Source organism: Bifidobacterium adolescentis ATCC 15703, from assembly GCF_000010425.1.
Classification (GTDB): domain Bacteria; phylum Actinomycetota; class Actinomycetes; order Actinomycetales; family Bifidobacteriaceae; genus Bifidobacterium; species Bifidobacterium adolescentis.
On record NC_008618.1, the window covers coordinates 1,916,983 to 1,939,895 of the forward strand.

The following is a 22,913-nucleotide window of genomic DNA, read 5'->3' on the forward strand; positions in this document are numbered from 1 at the left end:
TGTTGCATGCCAGTCCGCAAGGCTTTTTTCGTGCTGGTTCGTTCCGGTTCATTCTGGGCGCATGTCATATGCGCTATGTGTGGCAGATTCTTTCATCTTTGGAATCTCAAAACCGCTATGTGTGGCAGGTTGTTTGACGCATCGTGAGTTAGAGGGGCGGTTTTATGCCCCCCCTAATGTATGGCGGGAAAGAGAAGTGCCACAGATAGCGGCTTTCACTTTTCCGTAGATGGAGAATCTGCCACAGATAGCGGTTTTCAGTGCGCAAAACTCGGGCGGCGGCCAGGCTTCGAGGAATTTTCGGGTGTATCTCGCTTATGAATGGCGGATTTTTCCGCTCGACGCGTGCTATCTCGCTTATAGATGGCGGATGGTTTTGCCGCATGAGACTTAGAGGGGATTGAACTTGCCCCCTAACACCTAGTCTTTCTGAGACACCCGCCATTCATAAGCGAGATAGCATCCGGCAGACACCGAAATCCGCCATTCATAAGCGAGATAAGTAGGTTCGCTACTCGGCGATGCGCATGTGGTACTGCTCGGCGAGCGGTTTGACGTCGAGGACGCCGTAGCGTTCCAGAAGGCGCAGCCATTCGCGCTTGTTGCTTTCGCCGAAACGGGCGGCCTTGCGCGTGTAGGCTTCGGCGGTCAGGAACTTCGGCGGAATCGACTTGCTGTTGTACTTGTCCGCCACCATGACGACCTCCTGCTCGAGGTTCATCGGCACGTAGTCGGCCGGGGGCAACGGCAATCCCTGCGATTCCACGGTTTCGCGGGTGAGGCCCACACCTGTGTGGTTGCGTGCGAACTGGGCGATCGATTCGTCAACGCCCTCGTTCAGCAAGTATTCGTAGCCTTTGAGCCCGTGCTGAACATAGTGCGGACCGTCGAATTTGAGCGGTTCGCCGTCGGAACCGTCCTGCTTGAGCAGGAAATACGTGCCGATGTCGTGCAGCAAACCGCCAATGACCACCAGATGCTCGTCGATGAGCCGCGGCGGAACGGTACCTCCGGTCAGCCCTTCCGTGGACGGCACCGCAGGCATGTGCAACATGCCGAGCGATTCCTCGCCGGTATTGTCTTTCGTCAGTTCCAGCCCGAAGTCGCCGGTTTTTTCGGGAGCGTCCGTCGGCAGGGTGCAGCGGCGGGTGAACAGCGCGTTCTGCCGGCGGGCCATGCGGCGGGCGATGTCGGCCACGACCACGCAATGGCCGTGGATAAGGTCGTATGCGGCTTGCGATTGCGCGATTTTGCGATGTAGCTCATCCACTTGCGCAAGAGTGGGGATATAGCCGGTCGTCGGCTTGTTCGATTCGGTTGTTTCGTTCGATTCGTTCGTCATACGCCCATCTTAGGCACGTTCCATCACGCCCAGCATACGGTTCTTGACGCAGTTTCCAAAACGGTTCCCAACAGCCGAAGAGATTCATACACCACGCCAGATAAATCCCGGAATGGACACGGATTCAACGGTTTCTCCGTCTTGTCAACGATGTTCCAAGGAATGCCGCCTTAAAACGAGCATTCATCAGCTGCTCGCAGCGGACGGCACGATGCGCGGGGACGTTATGTGCGGAAAATCAGATGGAACGGACGCGGAATTCGCCGGTGCGGTTGGAAGCCACGATCATCTGGTCGTTTTCGAGGCGGGTCCAGCCGTCTTCGGCGCGCTGGTCGAAACCGGAGCTGGCCACGACCACGCCCTTCGACTGATCGTCGTTTCCGCCGAGCGCACGGTAGCGCAGCACGCGATAGTCGCGCGCCTGCTCGCCGCGACCGTACTGGTCGTAGATTTCGACGATGCGCTTGGACGTGACCTCACGTCCGGCCGCGCACAGGGCGATGAACTGGTCCTGGCTTTGGATCATGCAGTTGTAGCTGGACTTCGGATAGCTTTTGCGCAGTTCACGCACGGCCTGCGCCACCGCCTCGTCGAGTGCGAAGCCAAAGCCGATGTATTGCAGGATGACGGCGAAGAAAATGGCGGAATCGGAACGGCCGCCAGTGGACTGCACGATGCTCGGATCGACCGGGAATGCACGGTTCGTAATGATGTTGCGGCCCTGGTCGTCAGAAATGTCGCCATTGTGGATGAAGCTCAGGCCGTTCGCATAGAAGGGCTGCTGGTTCTCAAGAATCAGCGGCAGGTTGGAGCTGGCCAAGCGCAGGTGCCACAGGCCGCCGCGCGCCGGAGTGTTGGCGAGCTCGTCGAAAATCGGATCATGACGGGCGGCGATGGTGTTTTTGTAGATCGCGGTGCCGGTTTCCGGAGTCGGCGCACCGCCGTCGCGACGGTATGGCGATTCGTCTGGCACGGTGATCAGCGCGGCGCCCCAGCCGTCGTTGTGGATCTCGCTCAGATTTCGGAAATCGCGCACGTTCTGCATGCCGAGCACGCCATTGAGGTTGGTGTTGCTGCCTGCCGTCGCGAATCCAAGTAATCTGCACATGGTTGATTACTTTAGCGACGGCAGGTTTCGACGCGCGCGTGCCGTTATCGGAGTTGGTTATAGCCTGCGATTCATCCGCCGATTCATATGCATCGCACGTCGCAAAACGCACGTCACGAACGTAAGTTGTCCCGCAAACGAGCAGGAGGACCGACATATCCTGTTGCAGACCGTAAAAACTCGGCCTGAGCGGCCCGGAGCGTGTCGGTAATAGGATATGCCGGTCCTCCTGCGGACTTGGCGGTATTCAGCCAAAGGAAAAGGGCTGGGGCATCTCGTTCGTGACACACTCAAGGCCGTTCGGCCAAGCCTACGGTCACAAACGAAATGTCCCAGCCCTCCTTGCGTAGATAAGCCGTGCTCGCAGAGCGAATTCACACGCGCTTCAGACGCGGCGGACGCTCGGTGGCGAGGAACAGCGGCTGAATCTCAATCAGCGGATTGTAGGGAGCGAGTCCGAACCATTTGACCGGAGAGCCGGCCAAATGACGAATCGCGTACTTGATCTGCAGTGAGATCGCGCCCTTCTGGGACACCTTCGACTCGGGCATCAACGCCTTGTGAATCAGCACGTAGCGGATAGGTCCGATGTTCGGATCGGCATCCAGCTTCGGGTAGCGGGTGGTCTGCTTGGGCAGATCGCCGGACTTCGACAGATCGTTCATGATCTGGTGGATGTATGCAGGAATCGACTGCGACACCTTGAAGCCCAAGCGAATACGCACGCGGAACAGGAAGTCCGTGCCGAAATTCTCCACCGAATACTCGCGCGTGAACGGGTTGTCGGACGTTTCCACCGACACCGCCCACCATGCGCGGGCGCGCTTCGGATGGTCCGCGAAAATCGAGAAGAAGATGTCGGTATCGACACGCTTCATTTCCGGATCGGACGTCAGATAGACGATGTTGTCCGCGAAATACGGAATCGAATCGTCCTCATGAAGCCGCTTCAGAACCGGCACGCAATCGGCGGGCTGCATATGCCGGCGTTGCGCGCGTTCCAGCTTCGTGCCTTCGTTCCACGTGTACATAATCAGCAGAATCGCCAATGTCAGCAGCATGGTGAACCAGCCACCGTGCAGGAACTTCGCCATCGAAGCGAAGAAGAACAGGAACTGGATGGCCAGGAACACCACTGTGAACACGACCGCGCCGACGCGCTTGCCATCGTGCCAAATGTAGACGGCCAGCAGAATCGTCGTGGTGATCATCGTGACGGTCAATGCCAGGCCGTACGCGGCGGAAATATGCTCCGAATCGCGGAACATCGCCAAAACCAGCAGGGTGGAGACGCACAGCACGGCGTTGACCACCGGAATGTACAGCTGGCCGCGGGTACGAGCCGGATAGCGCACCTGCAGGTGGGGCATCCAGTTGAGTCGCGTCGCTTCGGAAACCATGGTGTAGGCGCCGGTGATCAACGCCTGCGAAGCAATCACGCCGGCGCACACGGACAGCAGCACCGCCACGTAACGCACGGACGGGGTCATCATTTCAAAGAACGGATTAAGGCCGTGCATGTGGTTGTACGCGGTGTCGTCCCAATGGTTGAGCATCCACGCGCCCTGGCCGAAATAGCAGAACACAAGGGCGATCTTGATGAACGGCCACGTGAAGTAGATGTTGCCGCGGCCGACGTGGCCCATGTCGGAATACAGCGCTTCGGCGCCGGTGGTGGACAGGAACACGGTGCCCATGACGGCGAGGCCTGCCGCATTGTGGTGGCTGAAGAGGAACTCCACGCCGTACACCGGATTCAGCGCTTCAAGCACGCTCCAATCGGAGCTCAGGTTCACCAAGCCGACGACGGCGAGGAACGAGAACCAGATCATGACCACCGTGCCGAACGTGCGGCCGATGCGTTCGGTACCGCGCGACTGCACTGCGAACAGGCAGACGATGATCACAATGGTGATCATCAGCGTCAGTTCTTTGTTTCCGCTCATGATCGGTTCCAGCAGCGGCAGTGTTTCCAAGCCTTCCACTGCCGAGCTGATCGAGACGGCCGGCGTAAGCACGGAATCGGCGAGGAACGCGGCGCCGCCCAGCATGGCGGGAATCGCAAGCCATGCCCCATATTTGCGGATCAGCGAATACAGTGCGAAGATGCCGCCTTCGCCGTTGTTGTCGATGCGCATGGCGATGAACACGTATTTGACGGTGGTGATCAGCGTGATCGACCAGAAGACCAGCGACAGGATGCCCAGCACCGCGGCGCGATCCGTATGCGCCAAACCGCCTTGGCCGTTGAGGAACGTCTGCATGGTGTACAGCGGCGAGGTACCGATGTCGCCGTATACCACGCCAAGCGCCACGATGGCCATGGCCGGCGTGATTTTGTCCGGGCCGGACTGGAGACGGCTCCACCAGCGGCCGATGCGGCCCTTGCTGGCGGCCTCGTCAAGTTTCGCGGCTTCCTGCTGCTGCGCCTCGTGCTCCTTGATGAGCGTCTGGCGCTCCTCCTTGGTCAGGACCTTGTGCGAGACCTTTGGCGCCTGCGTGTACGTCGCTGCGTGAAGCAGCGACTGTTCTTCTTCGTTCGGCTCGTTAGCCATAACGCTTCCTCCAAGTGGCGGGCCTTCCAACCCGCTCCCCAAAATAAAACGCAAGGTGTGACACTAGGAGCTTGGCAAACCATTGTCAAATCTTCACACGTGATTCGGCACGTCACGCATGAAATTCACATATGCTTAGTCGTTTGTATTTTGCTTATTTTCTGGCGATTACGCAACTGTTACGTTGAGGCCCATGCGACCGTCACGGAACCGCCACGGGATTACCGCGAAATCGCCATTCTTTTTAGATACCGTACACTTCGCGCGTCGTTTCACGCGTGGCTTTGGCGATTTCAGCCAACGGTCTGTCAAGATAGTCGGCGAGCGCCTGCAGGGTGTACGGGATCATATACGGCGCGTTGGTGCGGCCGCGGTAGGGCATCGGACTTAAGTAGGGGGCATCGGTTTCGACCATGACGTGGCTCATGCCGACGAGTTTCGCCGATTCGCGGATTCCGTCGTTGCCTTTGTAGCTGGATGTGCCGGAAAGGCTGAGATACCAACCGTTTTCGCGGGCGATTTCGCCCATTTCGGCGTCGCCGGAGTAGCTGTGGAACACGGTACGTTCGGGGGCTCCGTCGGCGAGCAACGTTTCGATGACTTCCTTGTGCGAGTCGCGGTCATGGATTTGCATGGGCAGGTTGAGTTCCTTGGCGAGCGCGACGTGGGCGCGGAACGCCTCGCGTTGCAGTTCCTTGGCGGATTCGCCGGTACGAAACAGGTCCATGCCGGTTTCGCCGATGGCGACGACCTGGTTGGGGTAGGTGGTGGCGAGGCGGTGCACTTCGGCCATGGCTTCGTCGAAGGGGATGTCGTGCCAGGGCTTGTATTTGATGGGCAGGCCATCGGGGCCGGGTGCGCCGCGGTGGCCGTGCAGCACGGCTTCGTTGGGGTGTATGGCGATTGCGGCGTGCACGGTTCCGGGGTGTTCGCGGGCCATGTCGATGGCGGTCATGAGGTTGGGCAGCTCGCAGCCGCAGTCGATTACGCCTTCGACGCCGACTTTCTGGGCTTGTTCCAGCAGTTCGTCGACGCTGTAGACGGGTACTTCGCCTTGGCCTTTTTCCATGGCTTCGTGACTCATGGCTTGGGAGAATGGCACGACGGATGCGACGTGGGTGTGGTTGTCGATGACGTGCGCGTCTTCGGGCAGCGGCTGTGGGGCCGGGGCCCAATTGCGATTGCGGTGGTGCTTGCTCATGTTTTCCAGATTAGTCCCGATTGGCCCTGCACTGCGGGCGAACTCTCGTTCGAGGGTTCAAACGAGGGTCCGCCCGTTTCGCGGCATACACGTCACTTAATCGTGATGGTGGTGAACGACCATGCCGGTGCCGTGTAGTCGCCGTCTGTCAGATCAATCGCGGTCTGCCGCGGCCTGGTCGGTGATTCCTCACCGACCTGTCCCGCATATGGATTGTCTCCGGCTAGGACGGTGGCCGTGGCGGATGCCGCCGATGCTGTGGAAATATTCAACTCGGCAAGAATCTGACGTAGGTCAACGCTTATTGGCGCGTCCATGGCATTGACCACGCGCACGTAGGTCTCTCCGGCTTTGTCATTACGTGATACGGTGACGGTACGCCTTGGCTCGTCCTTAACCTCCGTGCCATCCGCAATCAGCGTTCCATCGATGTACAGCTTCATGGCTTGGCCGCGATCGGTGACGTCAACGTGCACCTGCCAAGTGGTGCCCGGTCGCACTTCGTTCATGGAGACTTCGGTGCCGGCAAGCGCGTAGGCGGTGCCGTCGCGGACCACGCGCACGCTGTGTCCTCGACCAAGTGAGATGATGTTGTGGTTCTTGCCGTCGATATCGCCACAGATGAGGTCCATGCCCCATCGTCCCTCGTAATAGACGACGGTAGTGTCGATACTGTAGGAATCAGCGTGCAGATCGAGGGCGGTGTCGATGGTTCTGCCATCGTAGGCCACGTTGCCGAGATTAATCGTCTCCCCGGATGCGGTGGTGATGGTGAGATTGTTGAGATCGGCTTTGGCATTGCCCGCGATGCGTAGTCTCACGGTGTCCGGCAGGCTGCGACGCAATGTGGACGGGCCTTCGACGGTGACGGGCCACGCGGTGTCGGCCGTGGTGGTGGCGTACATCTGCTGCACCCAATAGCTGTAGGGGTGATAGGCACGCTCGTTGTCGAAGTAGATAAGGTCCGGATTCCAGCTGTGGTGGCCGTTCTTGGCAAACAGCGGAGCGTAGGAGGCCATGGCCACCACGTCGCCGTTGAGTTCCATGCGTCCCATGAAGGCCGCTTCGGACAGGCCGTTGATCAGTTGGGTGTTCCAGGAGCCGTATTCGCCGAGGTAGACCTTCGGCCCCTTGCGGTCCGTGTGGTCGTAGTGGTCGAGGTTGTGGAACCACCAGCTGGACGACTGGTAGGAATGTTCGTCGACGATCGGCAGACCCGCTTCGCGCGCGTACTTCCAGCCTTCCTCGTAATCCTGACCGCTGGGGGCGGGACCGACGGTGCCGACGACGACGATGTCCGGATATGCGGCTTTGACGGCGTCGAAAATCTGCTGGAAGCGGTTTTTGAACACGTCGTCGATAAGATCCTCGTTGCCGATGCCGAGGTATTCGAGGCCGAACGGCTCCGGGTGACCCATGGCGGCGCGCTTGGCGCCCCATTCGGTGGCGGTGCTGCCGTTGCAGAATTCGATGAGGTGGAGTACTTCATCGATGTAAGCGGGCATATCCTCCTGCGCCACCGGCACCGGGCCTTGGCTGGTGTTTTGGCAGCTCACGCCGGCGGGCAGCACCGGCAGCGGCTTGGCGCCGATAGTTTCGCACAGGCACAGGTATTCGTAGTAGCCGATGCGGAATGACTGGTGGTAGCCCCAGAGGTTGAAGTTGTGCGGACGGTGCTCGACCGGTCCGATGGTGCGGTCCCAGTGGTACATGTTGTCCATGCCGAGGCCGTGGGTGATGCAGCCGCCGGGGAATCGCATGAATCGTGGTTTGAGGTCGGCGAGCGCCTCCACCAGATCCGGGCGGAAATGCTTGAGACCGTGGTAGGTGGTGCGCGGCTCCAAGGCGACGAAGTCGAGGTCGATGACGCCTTCGCCGGCGAAGGCCAGACGCAATGTGCCCTGTGTGGCCACGCTCGAGCCGGCATCGCCGTGCTCAGGAACGGTCAGCGAGGCTTGGTATGTCGTCCATGCCGAGGCTGAGACGGTGATGGTGTTTTCGGCGATGATGCTGCCGTCGTCTCCGCGCAGCGAGACCGTCACCGGCATCGCGCTTTCCGATCGCACGCGCATCCAGGCGGTGAAATCGTAGGTTTCTCCGGCGCGGAACACCATGCCGTCCCAGCCGGTGTTGTCCAGCGCGGCAGGGGCATGTTCGACTTCCACCGTCGCGTAATGCGGGTTTTCGGTGGCAACCGGGTCATTGTCATGGATACCGAAGGCTGCGAACGAGCCTTCCGGCACGATTTTGCGCCAGAAGCTGTAGTTGCTCCAATCGATGGAGTCGGCGCGGTTGTATTCGAAGGCACCGTTCTGCACGAGGTCGGCGTTGAGGCCGCCGTCGCCGGAGTAGCTGATGTCTTCGAAGAAGATGCCCCACAGGTCGGTGCTGATGGCGCGCACGCCCGCTTTGTCGAGTGTGGCGGTGAGTTTGTCGGTCATGGTGTGTCCTTGAATGGTGTTGGTTGTTGGGTTGGATGGTGTTGAGGTATGTGCGATTGCACGGTTTGGCGTTCGTTTCGCGGCTATTCGCCGCCGGCTGGCGTCAGACGGGCTCAGTCGAGCGCGAACCAGAGGCAGCCGTGCGCAGGGATGGTGCCGCGGATGACGCGGTCCTCGCCTTCGCCTTCGATGCGGACGTCCGATCGGATGCCGTCGGGCGATTGCGGAGCGTCGGCCCACAAATCGGTGAGCGTCCAGTCCGCGTTGCGTTGGTCGATGCCGACGAAGCTTTGCAGCTGGATGTTGCCCTTGAGCTCGTACGGTTCGCTGCCGGTCCAGAAGATCGCGCCGTAGTGGCCGCACGCATGTGCCGACGTGGTACCGTCGGCCCAGTCGGCCGCGTCGGCGGTCCATGCGATGAGCTCGCCGATGAAGGATTCCTCCACGTTCCATTCGGCGAACAGCCGTTCCCGGACGATTTCGCGGTTGCCGGACGAGCCGGCGGTCACTTCGCGCAGGGCCGGGTTGGCGAGCAGTGCGATGGTGTCAGCGTTGCTGGTAGGCAGATCGCCGCCGACCATCAACGGGGATCTGCCCATGCTCCACAGGGTGAGCAGTGTTTTCTGCTCGTCGCGGGTCAGTTTCGATTGGCGGTCATCGCCGCGTTCGGCGCGCAGGCCGATATGTCCGAGCGGCAGCATGTCGGCGTCGGCCCAATGGCCGGTGCGCTGCATCGGCGCCCATCGCGCGAGCCGGGGGAACTGCTGGTAGATGTCTTCCCAGCGGTCCCACAAATCGTCGGAGATGCGCCACATCTGCGAGACACCGCGGAGAAAATCGACATGGGTGCTGGCCACCCAGCCTCCCGGGGACAGCGATAGCGTGATCGGTCGGCCGTAGGCGGCTTCCGCGCGTTCGATGGCGTGATGGTAGGCCTCGATCTCCTCTGGGAAGAACGGGGTCTGCATGTCGTCGACCTTGAGGAAGTCGAGCCCCCAGGAGGCGAGCAGGTCGACCTGTGCGTCATACCAGGCCTGCGCGCCGGCATCGCCCCGCTTGAGACCATAGTTGTCGTGATTCCATGCGCAAGTGTGCTCGGTGTCGGCAACGTCCTGCGCATGCAGCGCGGTGCCTTTGACCGGCAGGTTCTCGTGCACGGCCTGTCTCGGAATGCCGCGCATCACGTGCACGCCGAGTTTGAGACCGAGCCGGTGCACCGCGTCGGCGAGCGGGCCGAATCCTTTGCCGTCTGCCGCACTCGGGAAACGTTGCTCGTCGGGAATCTGCCGGCCATATGCATCGATGCACAACGGCGTGCCGTCGGAATAGCCATGTGCATGGGCGTTGGGGTCGAACCAGCCGGCGTCGATGACCAGCGTGTCCCAGCCGGCGTCCTTGAGATGCTCGGCCATGAAGCGCGCGTTGTCCAGAACCTCCTGCTCGGTGATGGTGGTGCCGTAGGAGTCCCAGCTGTTCCAACCCATCGGCGGACGCCAGGCTTTGACTGGCATGGCCTCGGGTACCGTGTGGCCGTCAGCCGGATATTCGTCAGCCGGGGCGACGGAAACGGTGGTTGGGATCGTCATCGAACCTCTCTTTTCGTTCGGGATCGCTATGGGGGCTGTGTCGCGGAAAGCAGGACGCCGTCATGCGAACCGTATATGTATCGTTACATATACTAGCGCAAATCCAATCATCCGCAATGGAGGCAATATATCGGTGAGTCTTTGTATTTGCAACGATTTTACAGAATCAAGAGAATATAATATCGTTACATATCAATCATAAGTTTTCAAGGAGCGGCATATGACCAGCAGCACACCGACGCTACGCGACGTGGCCGCGGAAGCGGGCGTCTCCCCCATGACCGCGTCGAACGCGCTGCGCGGCAAGCCAGGCGTCAAGGAATCGACCCGCGCCAAAGTGATCGCCGCAGCGAAGAAACTCAATTACCGCATCAATCTGACGGCCAGCATGCTCAAATCGGGCCGCAGCAACATCATCCACGTCATCGTCAACGAATTCGATTCGCCGTTCTATTCAAAGCTCACGCAGGCGTTGAGCAACGAAATCGTGTCCCGCGGACTTATTCCATTCATCGAGCAGACGCAGTATTCGCCGGACGCTGCCGAGCACGCGCTGAGCAGCAATCCGTTCTCTGGGCAGCTGTTCGATGGCGAGATCCTGCACGCCACAGGCTTGGGCACAAATGTGCCGCTGTCCAAACTCAATGGCGGCAGACCATTCGTGCTGCTGGACGCCTGCGAGGAGACGCCGACCGTCGATGCCGTGAACTTCCCCAACGAGGAGGCCGAACGCGCGGCGATGCAGCATCTCATCGACCGCGGATGCCGCAATATCGCGATCGTCGGCCACCGGTTCGCCCCCCGCGCCGATCTGGCGCATGCCCAGAACGCGTTCGCTCTGCGATTGCGCGGCGCATGCGGAGCGCTGTCCGACGCCGGACTGCCCTATGACGAGTCGATGGTGTTCGAAGCCGGGGATGTGGCCAATGGCATCATCGCCGGGCATGCGATTGCGGAACGTATTCTCGCCGCACGGAGCGGACATGGTGGCACCGAGTTCGACGGCGCGTGCTGCGCCAACGATTTCGCGGCGTTCGGCGTGATACGCGGGCTCGCGGACCGCGGACTGCGCGTGCCGCAGGACGTGAAGGTGATCGGTTTCGACGGCGTGACCTCCGGCTCGTACACGACGCCGGCGTTGAGCACCATCCAGGTCGATTTCATGCAGCTTGCGAAATTCTCGGTCGATATGCTGTCCGAACGTATCGATCATGGAGCAGACGAGGCGTTGCCGCCAAGACGGGCCATCATCGGCTACCAGCTGGTGGACCGGGAATCGACCGCGGTCTGAGGATGACGCCCCTATGGCAGGCAATCCGCCATAGGCAGCAGCCTTCGCAGCCAATCCCACTCAATCGGAATCACTCAATCGGAATCAATCGCCATCATTCATCAAGGAATCTCTAGGAGCATCATGAGCATCGACACCCAGGCCTATCTGTTCGTGCATTTCATCGGCGAGGAACGCAATCCCACCGACGAACAGCTGTACTTCGCGCTGAGCCGCGACGGCGTGCATTGGAGGGATCTGCGCCCGGCCGGCAGTCCGGCGTTGACGTGGCTAGGCGGCGAGAAGGGCGTGCGCGACCCGCATATTGTGCGCGACCCACGTGGTGGATTCCACATTGTGGCCACCGATTTGAGCATCTATTACCGTGGCGGCTGGGGGCCGAACGATGGCGCCACCACGAATGGATCGACCGGCCTGGTGATCTGGGACTCCCCTGACCTGGTCCATTGGAGCGAGCCGCGCCTGGTGGACGTGGCCTCGAAGATTCCGGACGCTGGCATGGCTTGGGCTCCGGAGGCGAATTGGGATCCGGATCGCGGGCAGTGGATCGTGTTCTGGTCCACGAAGAGCAACGCCGAAAGCTCCGCGGATCCGTTGGCCAACGAGCTCGGCGATCCGACGAATGTGTATTATGCGACGACCGTTGATTTCAGGGTGTTCTCCGATCCGGTCAAGTGGATCGATCGTAAGAATGTGATCATCGATTCGACCATGCTGCGCGACGATGACGGCTGGTGGTACCGCGCGTCCAAGGACTCGGAAATCACCATCGAACGCACCCGTAACCCGTATGCGACGACCTACGAGGTGCTGCGCACCGACGACCCGAATGAGTGGTCGTATGTGGGCACGCTCACCGACATCTTCGGCAATGGCCGGTATTCCATGCACTACTTGGAAGGGCCGGAACTGTTCCGTTACAACGACGAAGACGTGAAGGTGGTCAACGGCAGGACCATGCCATTCGGCCTGATGTGCGACCAGTACGCGGAGTCCAGGGGCTACCTGTCGTTCCGCGCCGCCTCGCTCGCCTCGCATGATCCGGCCGATTGGCAGCGCGCAGACGATATCGATTTCGGCGCGCTGAAGAAGCGTCACGGCGCGATTCTGCCGATCACGGCCGCCGAATACGACGCCATCGAAACCGCCTTCGCCCTGTAGGCGGCGCGATTGCCCATCCGTCGCAACCGCTCAGGCGCGGCGGATGGCGAAGATGCGGGCGGACGGCTGCTTGGAGGTGGCCGCGTTGAGCCGGACCGTCTCGGGGTCCATGCGCTCGACGGTCCACGGCTTGGCGTCGGGCGCATGCTCGGGAACGGCCGGATTCGGGAAGATCTGCTCGATATGGCAGTCCTCGGACAGCGGCACGTTCACGGAAGGCGTGCCGCCGCGACGCCAGACAATGATGTAATCGCACGAATCGTCGTCCTCCGACGGGAGGAATGACGGATGGCGCAGACCGACGACGAGCCAATCGCCATCGAAATCAGGCAGACGGGCCGGCCAGAACGGCACCAATTCCTGCTGCTCGGTCAGCACACGGCGGTGCAAGGCCACCGCATCCCGCACCAAGGCAAGCCGATGCTCGTCCATGCGGTCAATGAATCCGGACAGGTACAACCTGCCGAGTATGCCCGTGGCCAGCGTGAAGACGGCGGTCTCATCGTCCATCTCCTGCTGGGCGTAACCCCAGTTGCCTTGCTGTTCCGGCAGAATCGTCAGTCCGGCGCCGGCGGCGATCGCGGCGTAAATCAGCGGATCACACTGGTCGGAGGTGGATTGCAGGTCCAATCGTTGCAACTGCGCGTAATCGGCGCGCATCGCACCGGAACCGCAGTTTTCAATCATAACGTCCGGATGGCGGCGGCGCAGGTCGTCGAGCCAGTCAAGATAGGCGCGGCAATGGCCGAGCAGGCCAGCGCCGGCGGATTCGGCGTCGAGATCAGTGCCGACGCCGGGGACGGTGTTGTAGTCGAATTTGAAGAAGACCGCGCCGAAATCGTCAATCAGCCGGTTGACGGTGCGAGTGACGTGCTCGCGTGCGGCGGGCGAGCGGAAGTCAAGCAGGTACCGGCCCGAATCGCAGACGCGCACACCGTGACGCTGGAAGAACGCGTCATCGGGCAGACTTTGGGCGAGCGGCGATTTCACGCCAATCACCTCAGGCTCGAGCCACAATCCCAAGCCCATGCCATGCGCGCGGATGGTGTCGGCCAAACCCTTGAGTCCAGCTTCGCCGAAACGGTTCGTGGAGGCCTGCCATTCTCCGACCATGTCCCACCAACCGCCGTCCGTGCTGTCGTACCAGCCGGCGTCGATGCAGAAGATGTCCGCGCCGACGCGTGCCGCGCCCTCGACGAGCGGCAGCTCCTTCTCCAAGCGCGGGTCGCCGAACAGGGTGTTCATGTAATCGTTGTAGATGACGAGTCCCTGCGTGCGTTCGAACTGCTCGGAACGACCCAATTCGCGAGCCTTGGCGGCACGCAACGCACGGCGCTGCAATGTCATTTCGGCGACGGACTGCTGCCAATCGCCGGCCGAGATCGCGAAGGAGACCGGCACCGATTCGAAATCGTGGCCTTCACCCAGCTCCGTATACCAATGGTGGTCCTGATATTCCGGTCCGAACGCGCTGATGTGCAAACCGGGATCATCCTCGCCGATCTCCCATTCCCATGGGCCGTTGTGCTCGATCTGCCACATCACGGAGAAGTCGCGCGATTGGCGGCGCGAACCCTCCACCTGCACGATGCCGGCCGGCTCATGCACGCCGGTGCTCCATGTGGAGGCGGAGCTCATGGCGAATCGCGAGCTGGACTGGCCGGGATTGATGACTTGATTGCGATTGCGCACCGACACGTCGCGCAGTGGACGGCTGCGCCAATCGTTTTCCACCGCCCACGCGGAGTCTCCCCAGAATACGCGGGAATGGTCGATTTTGCCGCAGTTGACGCGCATCGGCACCGTCAGATTCAACGACGACACCGCCTCGATGGGCAGCGGGCGCGCGGAGCTCAACCGCGTGTAAGTGCGCACTGCGGACAGACCCGGGAACGCTTCGAATACGGAAGTGACTACCAGCCCAGCCGTGGCGTCGGCATGGCGGACGGTTTCCGGCGAGGGCTGCGCGGCGGCTTCGGCCCGTTCGGCGGCGGTCGGTTCGAACGCGCGCCCGTGCGGCTCCAGTTCCGCATACGAAGCGAATTGGACGATCTCCAAACGATATGGTTCGGCGGACCCTTCCTCCGGCTCGGAAGCGGCGGCCGAGACGAATCGCAATACGCTGCCCGCCACCGTGGCGATCAAGGTGAGGCGATTGTCCTGCGATCCGGTGTTGGCGGCACGCACTTCGACGATTGGACGCGGATCACGTTCCAGCACGGTTCTTCCATCGTCGGTAACACGGCCGCCGATGGGCCCCATGCCGCGGCCTGCAACGTTGCACAATCGGACGGGGGAATCGCCTGCCGTGTCGAACAGCATGGAAACCACGCCATTGCCCCATTCGAGACGCCCGTCCTCACGGGGACATACGGGGTTCATTGCACCGGCACCGCTTATCATCTTCGACTCCTCAACCGTGTTCAGATACCGCCTGATCATTGACGTGCATCGATTGACGTACCTGGTACTAGCTTAAGCGGCAAATGGGGCAAATCGCACGTGCGTGTCTACTCGAAGCGGAGATATGCGATGAACTTGACTGGCGCATCCTTGGTTTTGGCGATGTTGCCGAAACCAAGGACAGCCCCTTTGTCGGGCAGTCCCTTCGTCACTCGTCATGCTCACCCGCGTAGGAACACCGTCATCTCGTTCTCGCCACGGTTGGCCCATGCGAAGTATGGAATCAGCGTGGCCGTCGTCGTCTTGCGTTCGGCGGGACGCCAATCATGGTACAACGCGGAGGTTTGCGCGGAGTCTTCCACTTCACGCCAAGCGGGAATCGCCAGCGTGGTCATCGGCATATCGACGGCGTCCACCTCGCCGAGCCCCTGCTCGTCCTGCGCGACGGCGCCGGCATGGAAGACGATGCGATCAACGGACACGCAGGACGGGTCGGATGCGATGCGCGCGGTATCGGCGTGCAGCAGATGCAGGTTCGCGCCATTATCGACACCTTCCGCGCAGTAGGCCAGCGGTCCGCGCACGAACGCCACCTTTCCGGCGTCCTCGCGCACGAACGGATTCGCGGCGACCATGTGGACCGGCATCGGGAAATCGAAATCGACGACGTCGCCGTCATGCCATGCGCCGGTCAGATACAGGTATCCGTCTCTGATGACGCGGGAGATGTCGTCGCGGCCGCGCACGGTGACCGCATCGGAAGCGGTTTCGCCACCGGCCCAGGCGGGCAGACGGAGGGCGATCGTGAAAACCGCGTCCTTGGATGCATCGGAAGCAGAATCGCCTGCATCAAAGCCCACCGCGACGGATCCCTTGCCGGACCAGGGCATATCGGACATGACGTCAAGGCGCACATCGGTGCCGGAAAGCCTGGCATGGACGCCGCCGCCCATATACAGATGCACATACAGGGTGGATGAGTCGTCTCCGATCGTGTAGGCGTACTGCTGCACGTCCTCCACGATGCGTGCGATGTTCGGCGGGCAGCAGGCGCATCCGAACCACTTCTGGCGCACCGGCTTGACGTGCGCCTTGCGTTCATCGCGATGGCATGCCTCGGGCACCACTTCGAGCGGGTTCACGTAGAAGAAGCTTTTGCCATCGAGTGCCATGCCGGCGAGCGTGGTGTTGTACAGCGCCGATTCCATGACGTCCGCATATTCGGATTTCGGCTGGATTTCCAGCATGCGGCGGGCGAAGAACGCGAGCGCGATGGCGGCGCAGCTTTCCGAATAGGCGGTGTCGTTCGGCAGATCATAGTCGAAGGAGAAGGCCTCCCCCATGTGTGTGGCGCCGATACCGCCGGTGATGTAGATCTTTCGGTCGACGATGTTGCGCCATAGTCGTTCGCAGGATGCCAGCAGGTCGGAGTCGCCGGTCAGGCGTGCCACGTCGGCGGCTCCGGCGTAGAAGTAGGCGGCGCGGACGGCGTGTCCGAGGGCCTCCGTCTGTTCCGTGATCGGCTTGTCGGCCTGGTAGTAGGCGTAGTTCTGCTCGCGCGGCGCGTAGTTGCGGCCGTCCTCCCGGGCGCGGCGGCGGTCTTCGAGCTCGAAATAGAGCGGCTGCCGGCCGCGTTGGCGTACAAAGTATTCGGCGAGGTCGGCATAGCGCTGTTCGCCGGTGGTCTCGGCGAGTTTGACGAGTGCCATTTCGGCGATTTCGTGCCCGGGATAGCCGTGCAGCTTGCCGTCGGCGGTGCCGAATCGGGAATCGATGTAATCAGCGAAACGGCAGGCCGCGTCAAGCAGCTTGCGTTTGCCGGTGGCTTGATAGTAGGCGATCGCGCCTTCGGTCAGGTGGCCGAAGCAGTACAGCTCATGGTGGTCCTTCAGGTTGGTGAAGTGCCGGTCCATGCCGTTGAGGATGTAGTAGGTGTCCAGGTAGCCGTTGTCGAGCTGCGCCGCGCAGACGATATCGATGGCGGTGTCGGCGGTCGCTTCAAGGTCAGCGTCCGGGTGGTGGGTCAGCGAGTAGCCGACCGCTTCGATCCATTTGGAGAAATCAGTGTCTTGGAACACGAAGCCGTAGAACTTGTCGGAATCGGGGTGCGCCGGGTCGTCCGGCAGGGCTTCGAAGCCGCGGAACGTGTATTTCGGCGGCACGAAGGCCTTGCCTTCCTTGTGGTGTTCTGCGTTCTGCGCGGCGGCGGCCTTGAAGTTGTGCATGCAGTAGCTGGGTGCGGCGCCGGGAACGTTGTCGTTCAGCGCGTTCCACTGGTAGGGAATCACCTGGGTGCGCACGAGTTCCTGCCGCGATGCCCAGAACGGGTCGGTGACGGTGGCGTCGCGCAATGCGATTGGATGGCTGGTGCGATTGGTGGTAGTCATGAGTGCAAGCGCTCCTTAGTGCATCGTTGTCTTGTTAACGCTCACAATCCATTATTCCACGGGTTGCTCCAAAGTACATTCCGCATGGCGGCATGTCCGACGGGAATCCCACCGCGGCAGCCGGCCCAAGATGGCCGCGCATTGGCTGCGCGACCGTTGGACAGGCATTTCGGATTGCGGATATACGGGCTAAGGGGCAGAGCAGCTAGCCGCCGGGGCTGGCGGCCGGCTGCTCAGACCTTGATCATGGCGTACTGCGATTCGTAGAGCCGGTAGTAGGCGCCATGGCGGGCGAGCAGCTCGGCATGGTTGCCCTGCTCCACGATCTGCCCGTGGTCGATGTAGCAGATCTCATCCGCATTCTCGATCGTGGACAGGCGGTGCGCGATGATGAAGCTCGTGCGTCCCTTGAGCAGATGGTTCAGACCGGCCTGCAGCGCCTCCTCGGTACGCGTGTCGATATTCGACGTGGCCTCGTCGAGAATCAGGATGCGCGGGTCGGCGAGCAGCACGCGCGCGAACGCGATGAGCTGGCGTTGGCCCGCGGACAGGGTCGAACCGCGCTCCTCCACCACGGTGTCGTAGCCGTCTGGCAGTTCCATGATGAATTCGTGCGCATGCACGGCCTTGGCAGCGGCCACGATCTCCTCGTCGGTGGCGTCCAGTTTGCCGTAGCGGATGTTCTCACGCACGTTGCCGGAGAAGATGAACGTGTCCTGCAGCATGACGCCCATCTGCCGGCGCAGGCTTTCCAACGTGACGGAACGCACGTCGTGGCCGTCGATCGTCACCGAGCCTTCGGCGACGTCGTAGAAACGCGACAGCAGGTTGATGATCGTGGTTTTGCCGGCGCCCGTAGGACCAACCAACGCGATCGTCTTGCCCGGCTCGACGTGCAGGTCGACCAGGTTCAGGATGTTGCGGCCGTCCGGCTCGTAGCGGAAGACGACGTCGTTGAAGTCGACGCGACCCTCGATCTGCGGCAGATTGACGGCGTCCGGCGCGTTACGGATCTCCGGCTGCACGTCCAGCGTTTCGAAGATGCGCTCGAGATACGCGGAGCAGGTGATCAGCTGGTTGTAGAAGTTACCGATGCTGATCACCGGGTTCCAGAAGTTGTTCGCATAGCCGACGAACGCGATGAGCACGCCCGTACTCACCTCCACTCCCCCAAAACCGGTGACGCCGACGAAGTAGATGAGCGCGATGGTCATGACGGAAATCGTCTGGATGCCCGGCCACATGAGGAACTGGATGTGCACGGCCTTCATCCACGAGGTACGCACATCGTTCTGCTGCTCCTGGAACGTCTTGAACTGCGCGGCCTCCTGGGCGAAGGTCTGCGTGGTTTTCACGCCGGCGATCGATTCGTGGATGTACGCGTTGAGATTGCTCTGCTTGTTGGACAGCACCTGGTAGGCGCGACGCTGGAAATGCTGCAGCACCAGCACCCATGCGATGAGGAAGGGGAACAGCGCGAGGCTGAACAGCGCCAATCGCCAGTCGATGACGAACATGACCACCAGCGTGATGAGGAACGTGAACACATCGGAAATCACATTGATTAGGCCGGAGCTCAACGTATCGGACAGCGTGTTCACATAGTTGACCACGCGGATCAGGATTTTGCCGTGCGGGCGTGAATCGAAATAGCTGAACGGCAGCGTCTGGATATGCGTGAAGATGTCGCGACGCATGTCTTTGAGCATGAGCTGGCCGACGCGTGTGATCTCCACGGTGCGGTAGCGCAATCCCAGTTCGAAAATCACGATCAGCACCGCAAGCAAGGCGGTCAGCTCGCCAAGCAGCGTGAGGTTTTTCGTCGGGATCGCACTGTCGATCATGACTTTCGTCAGGTACGGCACCACCACCGCGATGCAGCTCATCATCACCACGACCGCGAGGATGCGGACCACGCGTGCCATGTACGGCTTGAGATAGACGCCGATGCGGAGGATGTCATGCAGGTTGATCTGCTCCTCAAGTTCCTCATCCTCGCGGAACGTATTGCGTTTTGCCATGATGATCCTCCTTTCTAGTCGTCAAAACCCTGTGCGCGGCCGGCTTCGAGGCCCAGCTGCTTGCGGTAGATCTCCCAATATCGCCCATGCGCGGCCACCAGGTCGTCGTGGGTGCCGCGTTCCACCACGCGGCCATGTTCGAGCACGAGAATCAGGTCGGCATCCTTGATTGACGAGATGCGGTGCGCGATCGTCACAATTGTTTTCTTCTCGTCCAAATCACGCAGATGCTGTTGGATTTCCGCTTCCGTCTCCATGTCCACGGCGCTGGTCGTATCGTCCATGATGAGGATCGACGGGTTGTCGGCGAGCGCGCGTGCCAGGCTCAGTCGCTGTTTCTGCCCGCCGGACAGGCCGACGCCGCGTTCGCCGACGACGGTATCGTAGCCTTCCGGCATGCTGCGGATGAAGTTGTCCGCGCCTGCGATGGCGGCCATGCGGCGGATGTACTTTTCGTCGTATTCGCGCTGTTCGCCAGCGCCGAAGCCGATGTTGCCGCCGATGGTGTCGGAGAACAGGAACGTGTCCTGCGCGACGATGCACACCTGCGAGCGCAGGGTGGCGAGCGGCCAGTCGCGCGCGTCGATGCCGTCGATGAGCACGCGGCCCGCGGTCGGGTCGTAGAATCGCGAAATCAGATTGACGAGCGTGGACTTGCCGGCGCCCGTCTCGCCGAGGATGCCGAGTTTCGAGCCGGCGGGGATGTGGAAGTCGATGTCTTTGAGAATCGGGGTTTCCGGATCGTCGGGGAAGGCGAAGCTGACATGCTGGAAGTCGACGTCGCCGGCGATGCGCGCGGGGCAGGCCGCGGACACCGCGGTGGCGCTGTCTGCTTCATGGACACCGTTGGTCCGGCCGTTGACTTGGCTGACGATAGCGACTGCCTGTTTGACGCTTTCCTCAGCGCCCGGCTTCTCCTGGATACGCGACTGCGAGGTCAGCAGTTTGCGAATCTTGATGCAGGACGCGTTGAAGCGTTGCCAATCGTTGATCAGCCAGCCGGATTGGCGCACGGGACCATCGATCATCCACAGGTAGGAGTTGAACGCCACCAGGTTGCCGAGGGTCATATGGCCTGTGATGACCAGGAATCCGCCGAATCCCAAGGTGATGAGCTGCAGGGAGAAGCCGAGGCCGTCGAGCCATGGCATGTATCTGCGGCTGTTGTAGGCCTGGTCCATATTGCGCTGCATGTAGTCGTCGTTGCGCTCGTCGAATTTCTTGGTCTCGTACGGCTCGCGGACGAACGCTTTGACCACGCGGTTGCCTTCGATGTTCTCCTCGACCATCGAGTTCATTTCCGCTAGGGAATTGCGGATGGCGAAGAACAGCGGCCGCGCATGCGAAGATAGGCCACGCGTCAGGATGAACAGGAATGGCGTGATGCAGGCGAGCGCCAGGGCGAGACGCCAGTCGATGGTGAACATCATGGCGAGCGCGCCGATGAACATGACCACGCAGTCGAGCGCCTGATAGCTGACCCAGCTTAGCGCGTGGCGGATGGCGTCCGTGTCGGAGGTCATGCGGCTCATGATGTCGCCGGTGCGGGTGTGGTTGAAGTAGGTGAAGTCGAGCTCGTGCAGTTTTTCGTATTCGTCGCTCACCAGGCGGAATACGGAGTTTTGTCCGAAACGTTCCATCCACATCTGGTAGCCGTAGCGCGAGGCCACGCGCACGATGGTGAAGACGAGCATCATGACGCATAGTCGGGTCAGTTCGTCCACATGGCCTTGGGTGATGACGCGGTCCACGATCAGTCCGGACAGCAGGGGGATGGTGAGGGCCATGGTGTTGTTCACGCAGAACAGTACGACCGCGCCGGCCACGCGCGGCAGGTCGGGTTTGCAGTATGGCAGGATCCATGCAAGGTTGCCCGCCTGCTGGTTGCGTTTCGGATCGACATACATACGTAGCGTTCCTTCGAATTGTTTGCTTGGGTCTTGGTTGGGTTGTTGTTGGGTTGTTGTTGGGTTGTGGTGTTGCGGCCATTCGTTGCCGCCACGATTCACGTCCGTCGTGTGTCGAGCGTCCCGTCACCGGCATGCCGCCGCCGGCCGAAACCCCTGTTCGGATTCGCAAACTCGACTTATTTTAAACGAACCGTACGCCGATGCAACAGATGCGTTTTCGGCGTGTCGCAATCATAATAAAATCAACATATATACCGTTACATACCACTGGTTTGCGGGTGCTGCGAAAACCGTCATCGGAGCCTGGCTCGCCGGAATCAGAGCATCGCATCGGAACATCGCACGATAATGGAATCAAGCTCGAACTATCGATACGAGCATCGGCGACGCACGTCGAGGAAAGGACGGCAAGGATGACGGACTTGGAGCACATCCGCGCGAAGTTCGCTGCGGAATATGGCCTGTCGGAGGACATGCTCAGGAACGCGGAACGTTGGACGGAGACCACGGGCGACCTCGAAGGGGTTCCCGAGAACCTGCTGCCGGGCATTCTGGGAATGCGATTTGGCGCGATCACCATCGATACGCCGCGTTCCGAACGCTGGAGCACGCCGGAAGACATCGATGTGATCGCCGACCTCGCCTACCTGCCGGATGGCGGGTACGATACGGCCGCGGGAGCGTGCCGCGGCCATTTGCTCGACCTGTATCTGCCGCATGACGCGGTATTGCGCGGTGGGCACACCCTGCCGGTGTACATCGATATCCATGGCGGCGGATTCACTTACGGATACAAGGAGCTGAACCGGAATTTCAACGTGCATCTCGCGGAACAGGGCTTCGCGGTGTTTTCATTGAACTATCGTCCGGCGCCGCAGACCGACTTGCGTGGGCAATTGGCCGATATCCAGGCGGCATTGCGTTGGATCGCAGCCCATATGGCCGATTATCCGGTCAATCCGAACGCGGTGTTCCTCACCGGCGATTCCGCAGGTGGCGCGTTGACGCTACTGACCTTGGCCATTGAAAACAATGCGGAAGCCGCGGCTGCGTTTGGCGTCGACAAGCCGTCCGGCATCCGATTCGCGGGTGCCGCTCCGGTGTGCGGCGCGTACAGTTCGGCGTCGTTGGAGACCATGGGCCGCAAGCTGACGGTCGGGTATGACCCGAACCGCCGTATCGGTCTTGAGCAGATGTTGGGCGTCGATTTCTTTGCGGGGCTCGAAGCCGCTGATCCGAAGTTCCTCACCGCTGAGGGTCTGGCGTTCAACGTCGATCTTCCACCCTTGCTCATCATCACCTGCGGCGACGATTTCCTTGAAGCCGACAATCTGGCGTTGGCCGCCGCCTTGTCGCGCAAAGGCGCCGATTTTGAATTGTTCGACCCGAAGCCGCGCCGCCATGAGACGTTGGGGCATGTGTTCGTCATCGGCATGCCATGGCTTGAGGAAAGCCGGGAATGCCTTGATCGAATCCGCCGCTTCTCATACGAACGCTGTTGAATAAC

At 61.1% G+C, this 22,913-nt stretch carries 13 protein-coding genes; 3 read left to right on the forward strand and 10 right to left on the reverse strand.

All coding sequences use genetic code 11. The features are described 5' to 3' along the window. Window positions 1-511 precede the first annotated feature (511 nt). The 6 genes from BAD_RS07985 to BAD_RS08010 all read right to left on the reverse strand — a co-directional run bounded on the left by BAD_RS07985 (window position 512) and on the right by BAD_RS08010 (window position 10,131). Complete coding sequence (locus BAD_RS07985) at window positions 512-1,342, reverse strand: HD domain-containing protein (RefSeq protein WP_011743803.1); 831 nt, start codon at window positions 1,340-1,342, stop codon at window positions 512-514. Between the two features lie 238 nt (window positions 1,343-1,580). After that, window positions 1,581-2,450, reverse strand: a complete 870-nt coding sequence (locus BAD_RS07990) for a class II glutamine amidotransferase (protein ID WP_003811182.1) — start codon at window positions 2,448-2,450, stop codon at window positions 1,581-1,583. Window positions 2,451-2,824: 374 nt separating this feature from the next. Then, on the reverse strand, window positions 2,825-5,005 hold the full coding sequence (locus BAD_RS07995; protein ID WP_011743804.1) for a KUP/HAK/KT family potassium transporter: 2,181 nt from the start codon (window positions 5,003-5,005) through the stop codon (window positions 2,825-2,827). A gap of 244 nt (window positions 5,006-5,249) precedes the next feature. Further along, complete coding sequence (locus BAD_RS08000; protein ID WP_003811186.1) at window positions 5,250-6,206, reverse strand: TatD family hydrolase; 957 nt, start codon at window positions 6,204-6,206, stop codon at window positions 5,250-5,252. 92 nt (window positions 6,207-6,298) lie between these two features. Continuing rightward, window positions 6,299-8,647, reverse strand: a complete 2,349-nt coding sequence (locus BAD_RS08005; protein ID WP_011743806.1) for an alpha-L-arabinofuranosidase C-terminal domain-containing protein — start codon at window positions 8,645-8,647, stop codon at window positions 6,299-6,301. Window positions 8,648-8,760: 113 nt separating this feature from the next. Further along, a complete protein-coding gene (locus tag BAD_RS08010) occupies window positions 8,761-10,131 on the reverse strand; it encodes a glycoside hydrolase family 27 protein (RefSeq protein ID WP_041777556.1) in 1,371 nt (456 codons plus the stop codon). A gap of 322 nt (window positions 10,132-10,453) precedes the next feature. Here BAD_RS08010 and BAD_RS08015 point away from each other — a divergent pair, with 322 nt between their 5' ends. After that, entirely contained in the window at window positions 10,454-11,524 is a 1,071-nt protein-coding gene (locus BAD_RS08015) for a LacI family DNA-binding transcriptional regulator (protein ID WP_011743808.1), read from the forward strand. 123 nt (window positions 11,525-11,647) lie between these two features. Continuing rightward, window positions 11,648-12,685, forward strand: coding sequence for a glycoside hydrolase family 43 protein (locus BAD_RS08020; protein ID WP_011743809.1), 1,038 nt, complete (start codon window positions 11,648-11,650; stop codon window positions 12,683-12,685). A 30-nt stretch (window positions 12,686-12,715) separates the two neighbouring features. Here the strand turns inward: BAD_RS08020 and BAD_RS08025 are convergent, their stop codons facing one another. From BAD_RS08025 to BAD_RS08040, 4 genes are all read right to left on the reverse strand, one after another. Then, window positions 12,716-15,067, reverse strand: a complete 2,352-nt coding sequence (locus BAD_RS08025) for a glycoside hydrolase family 36 protein (RefSeq protein WP_407918979.1) — start codon at window positions 15,065-15,067, stop codon at window positions 12,716-12,718. 242 nt (window positions 15,068-15,309) lie between these two features. Continuing rightward, window positions 15,310-17,475, reverse strand: a complete 2,166-nt coding sequence (locus BAD_RS08030; protein WP_011743811.1) for a glycoside hydrolase family 127 protein — start codon at window positions 17,473-17,475, stop codon at window positions 15,310-15,312. A 233-nt stretch (window positions 17,476-17,708) separates the two neighbouring features. Beyond that, window positions 17,709-19,496, reverse strand: coding sequence for an ABC transporter ATP-binding protein (locus BAD_RS08035; protein ID WP_011743812.1), 1,788 nt, complete (start codon window positions 19,494-19,496; stop codon window positions 17,709-17,711). Between the two features lie 14 nt (window positions 19,497-19,510). Next, on the reverse strand, window positions 19,511-21,403 hold the full coding sequence (locus tag BAD_RS08040) for an ABC transporter ATP-binding protein (protein WP_011743813.1): 1,893 nt from the start codon (window positions 21,401-21,403) through the stop codon (window positions 19,511-19,513). 416 nt (window positions 21,404-21,819) lie between these two features. On the opposite strand from BAD_RS08040, the gene BAD_RS08045 reads away from it, so the two are divergent. Further along, the gene (locus BAD_RS08045; RefSeq protein WP_041777437.1) at window positions 21,820-22,908 is read left to right on the forward strand and encodes an alpha/beta hydrolase; all 1,089 of its coding nucleotides are present in this window, start codon (window positions 21,820-21,822) and stop codon (window positions 22,906-22,908) included. Window positions 22,909-22,913 lie beyond the last annotated feature (5 nt).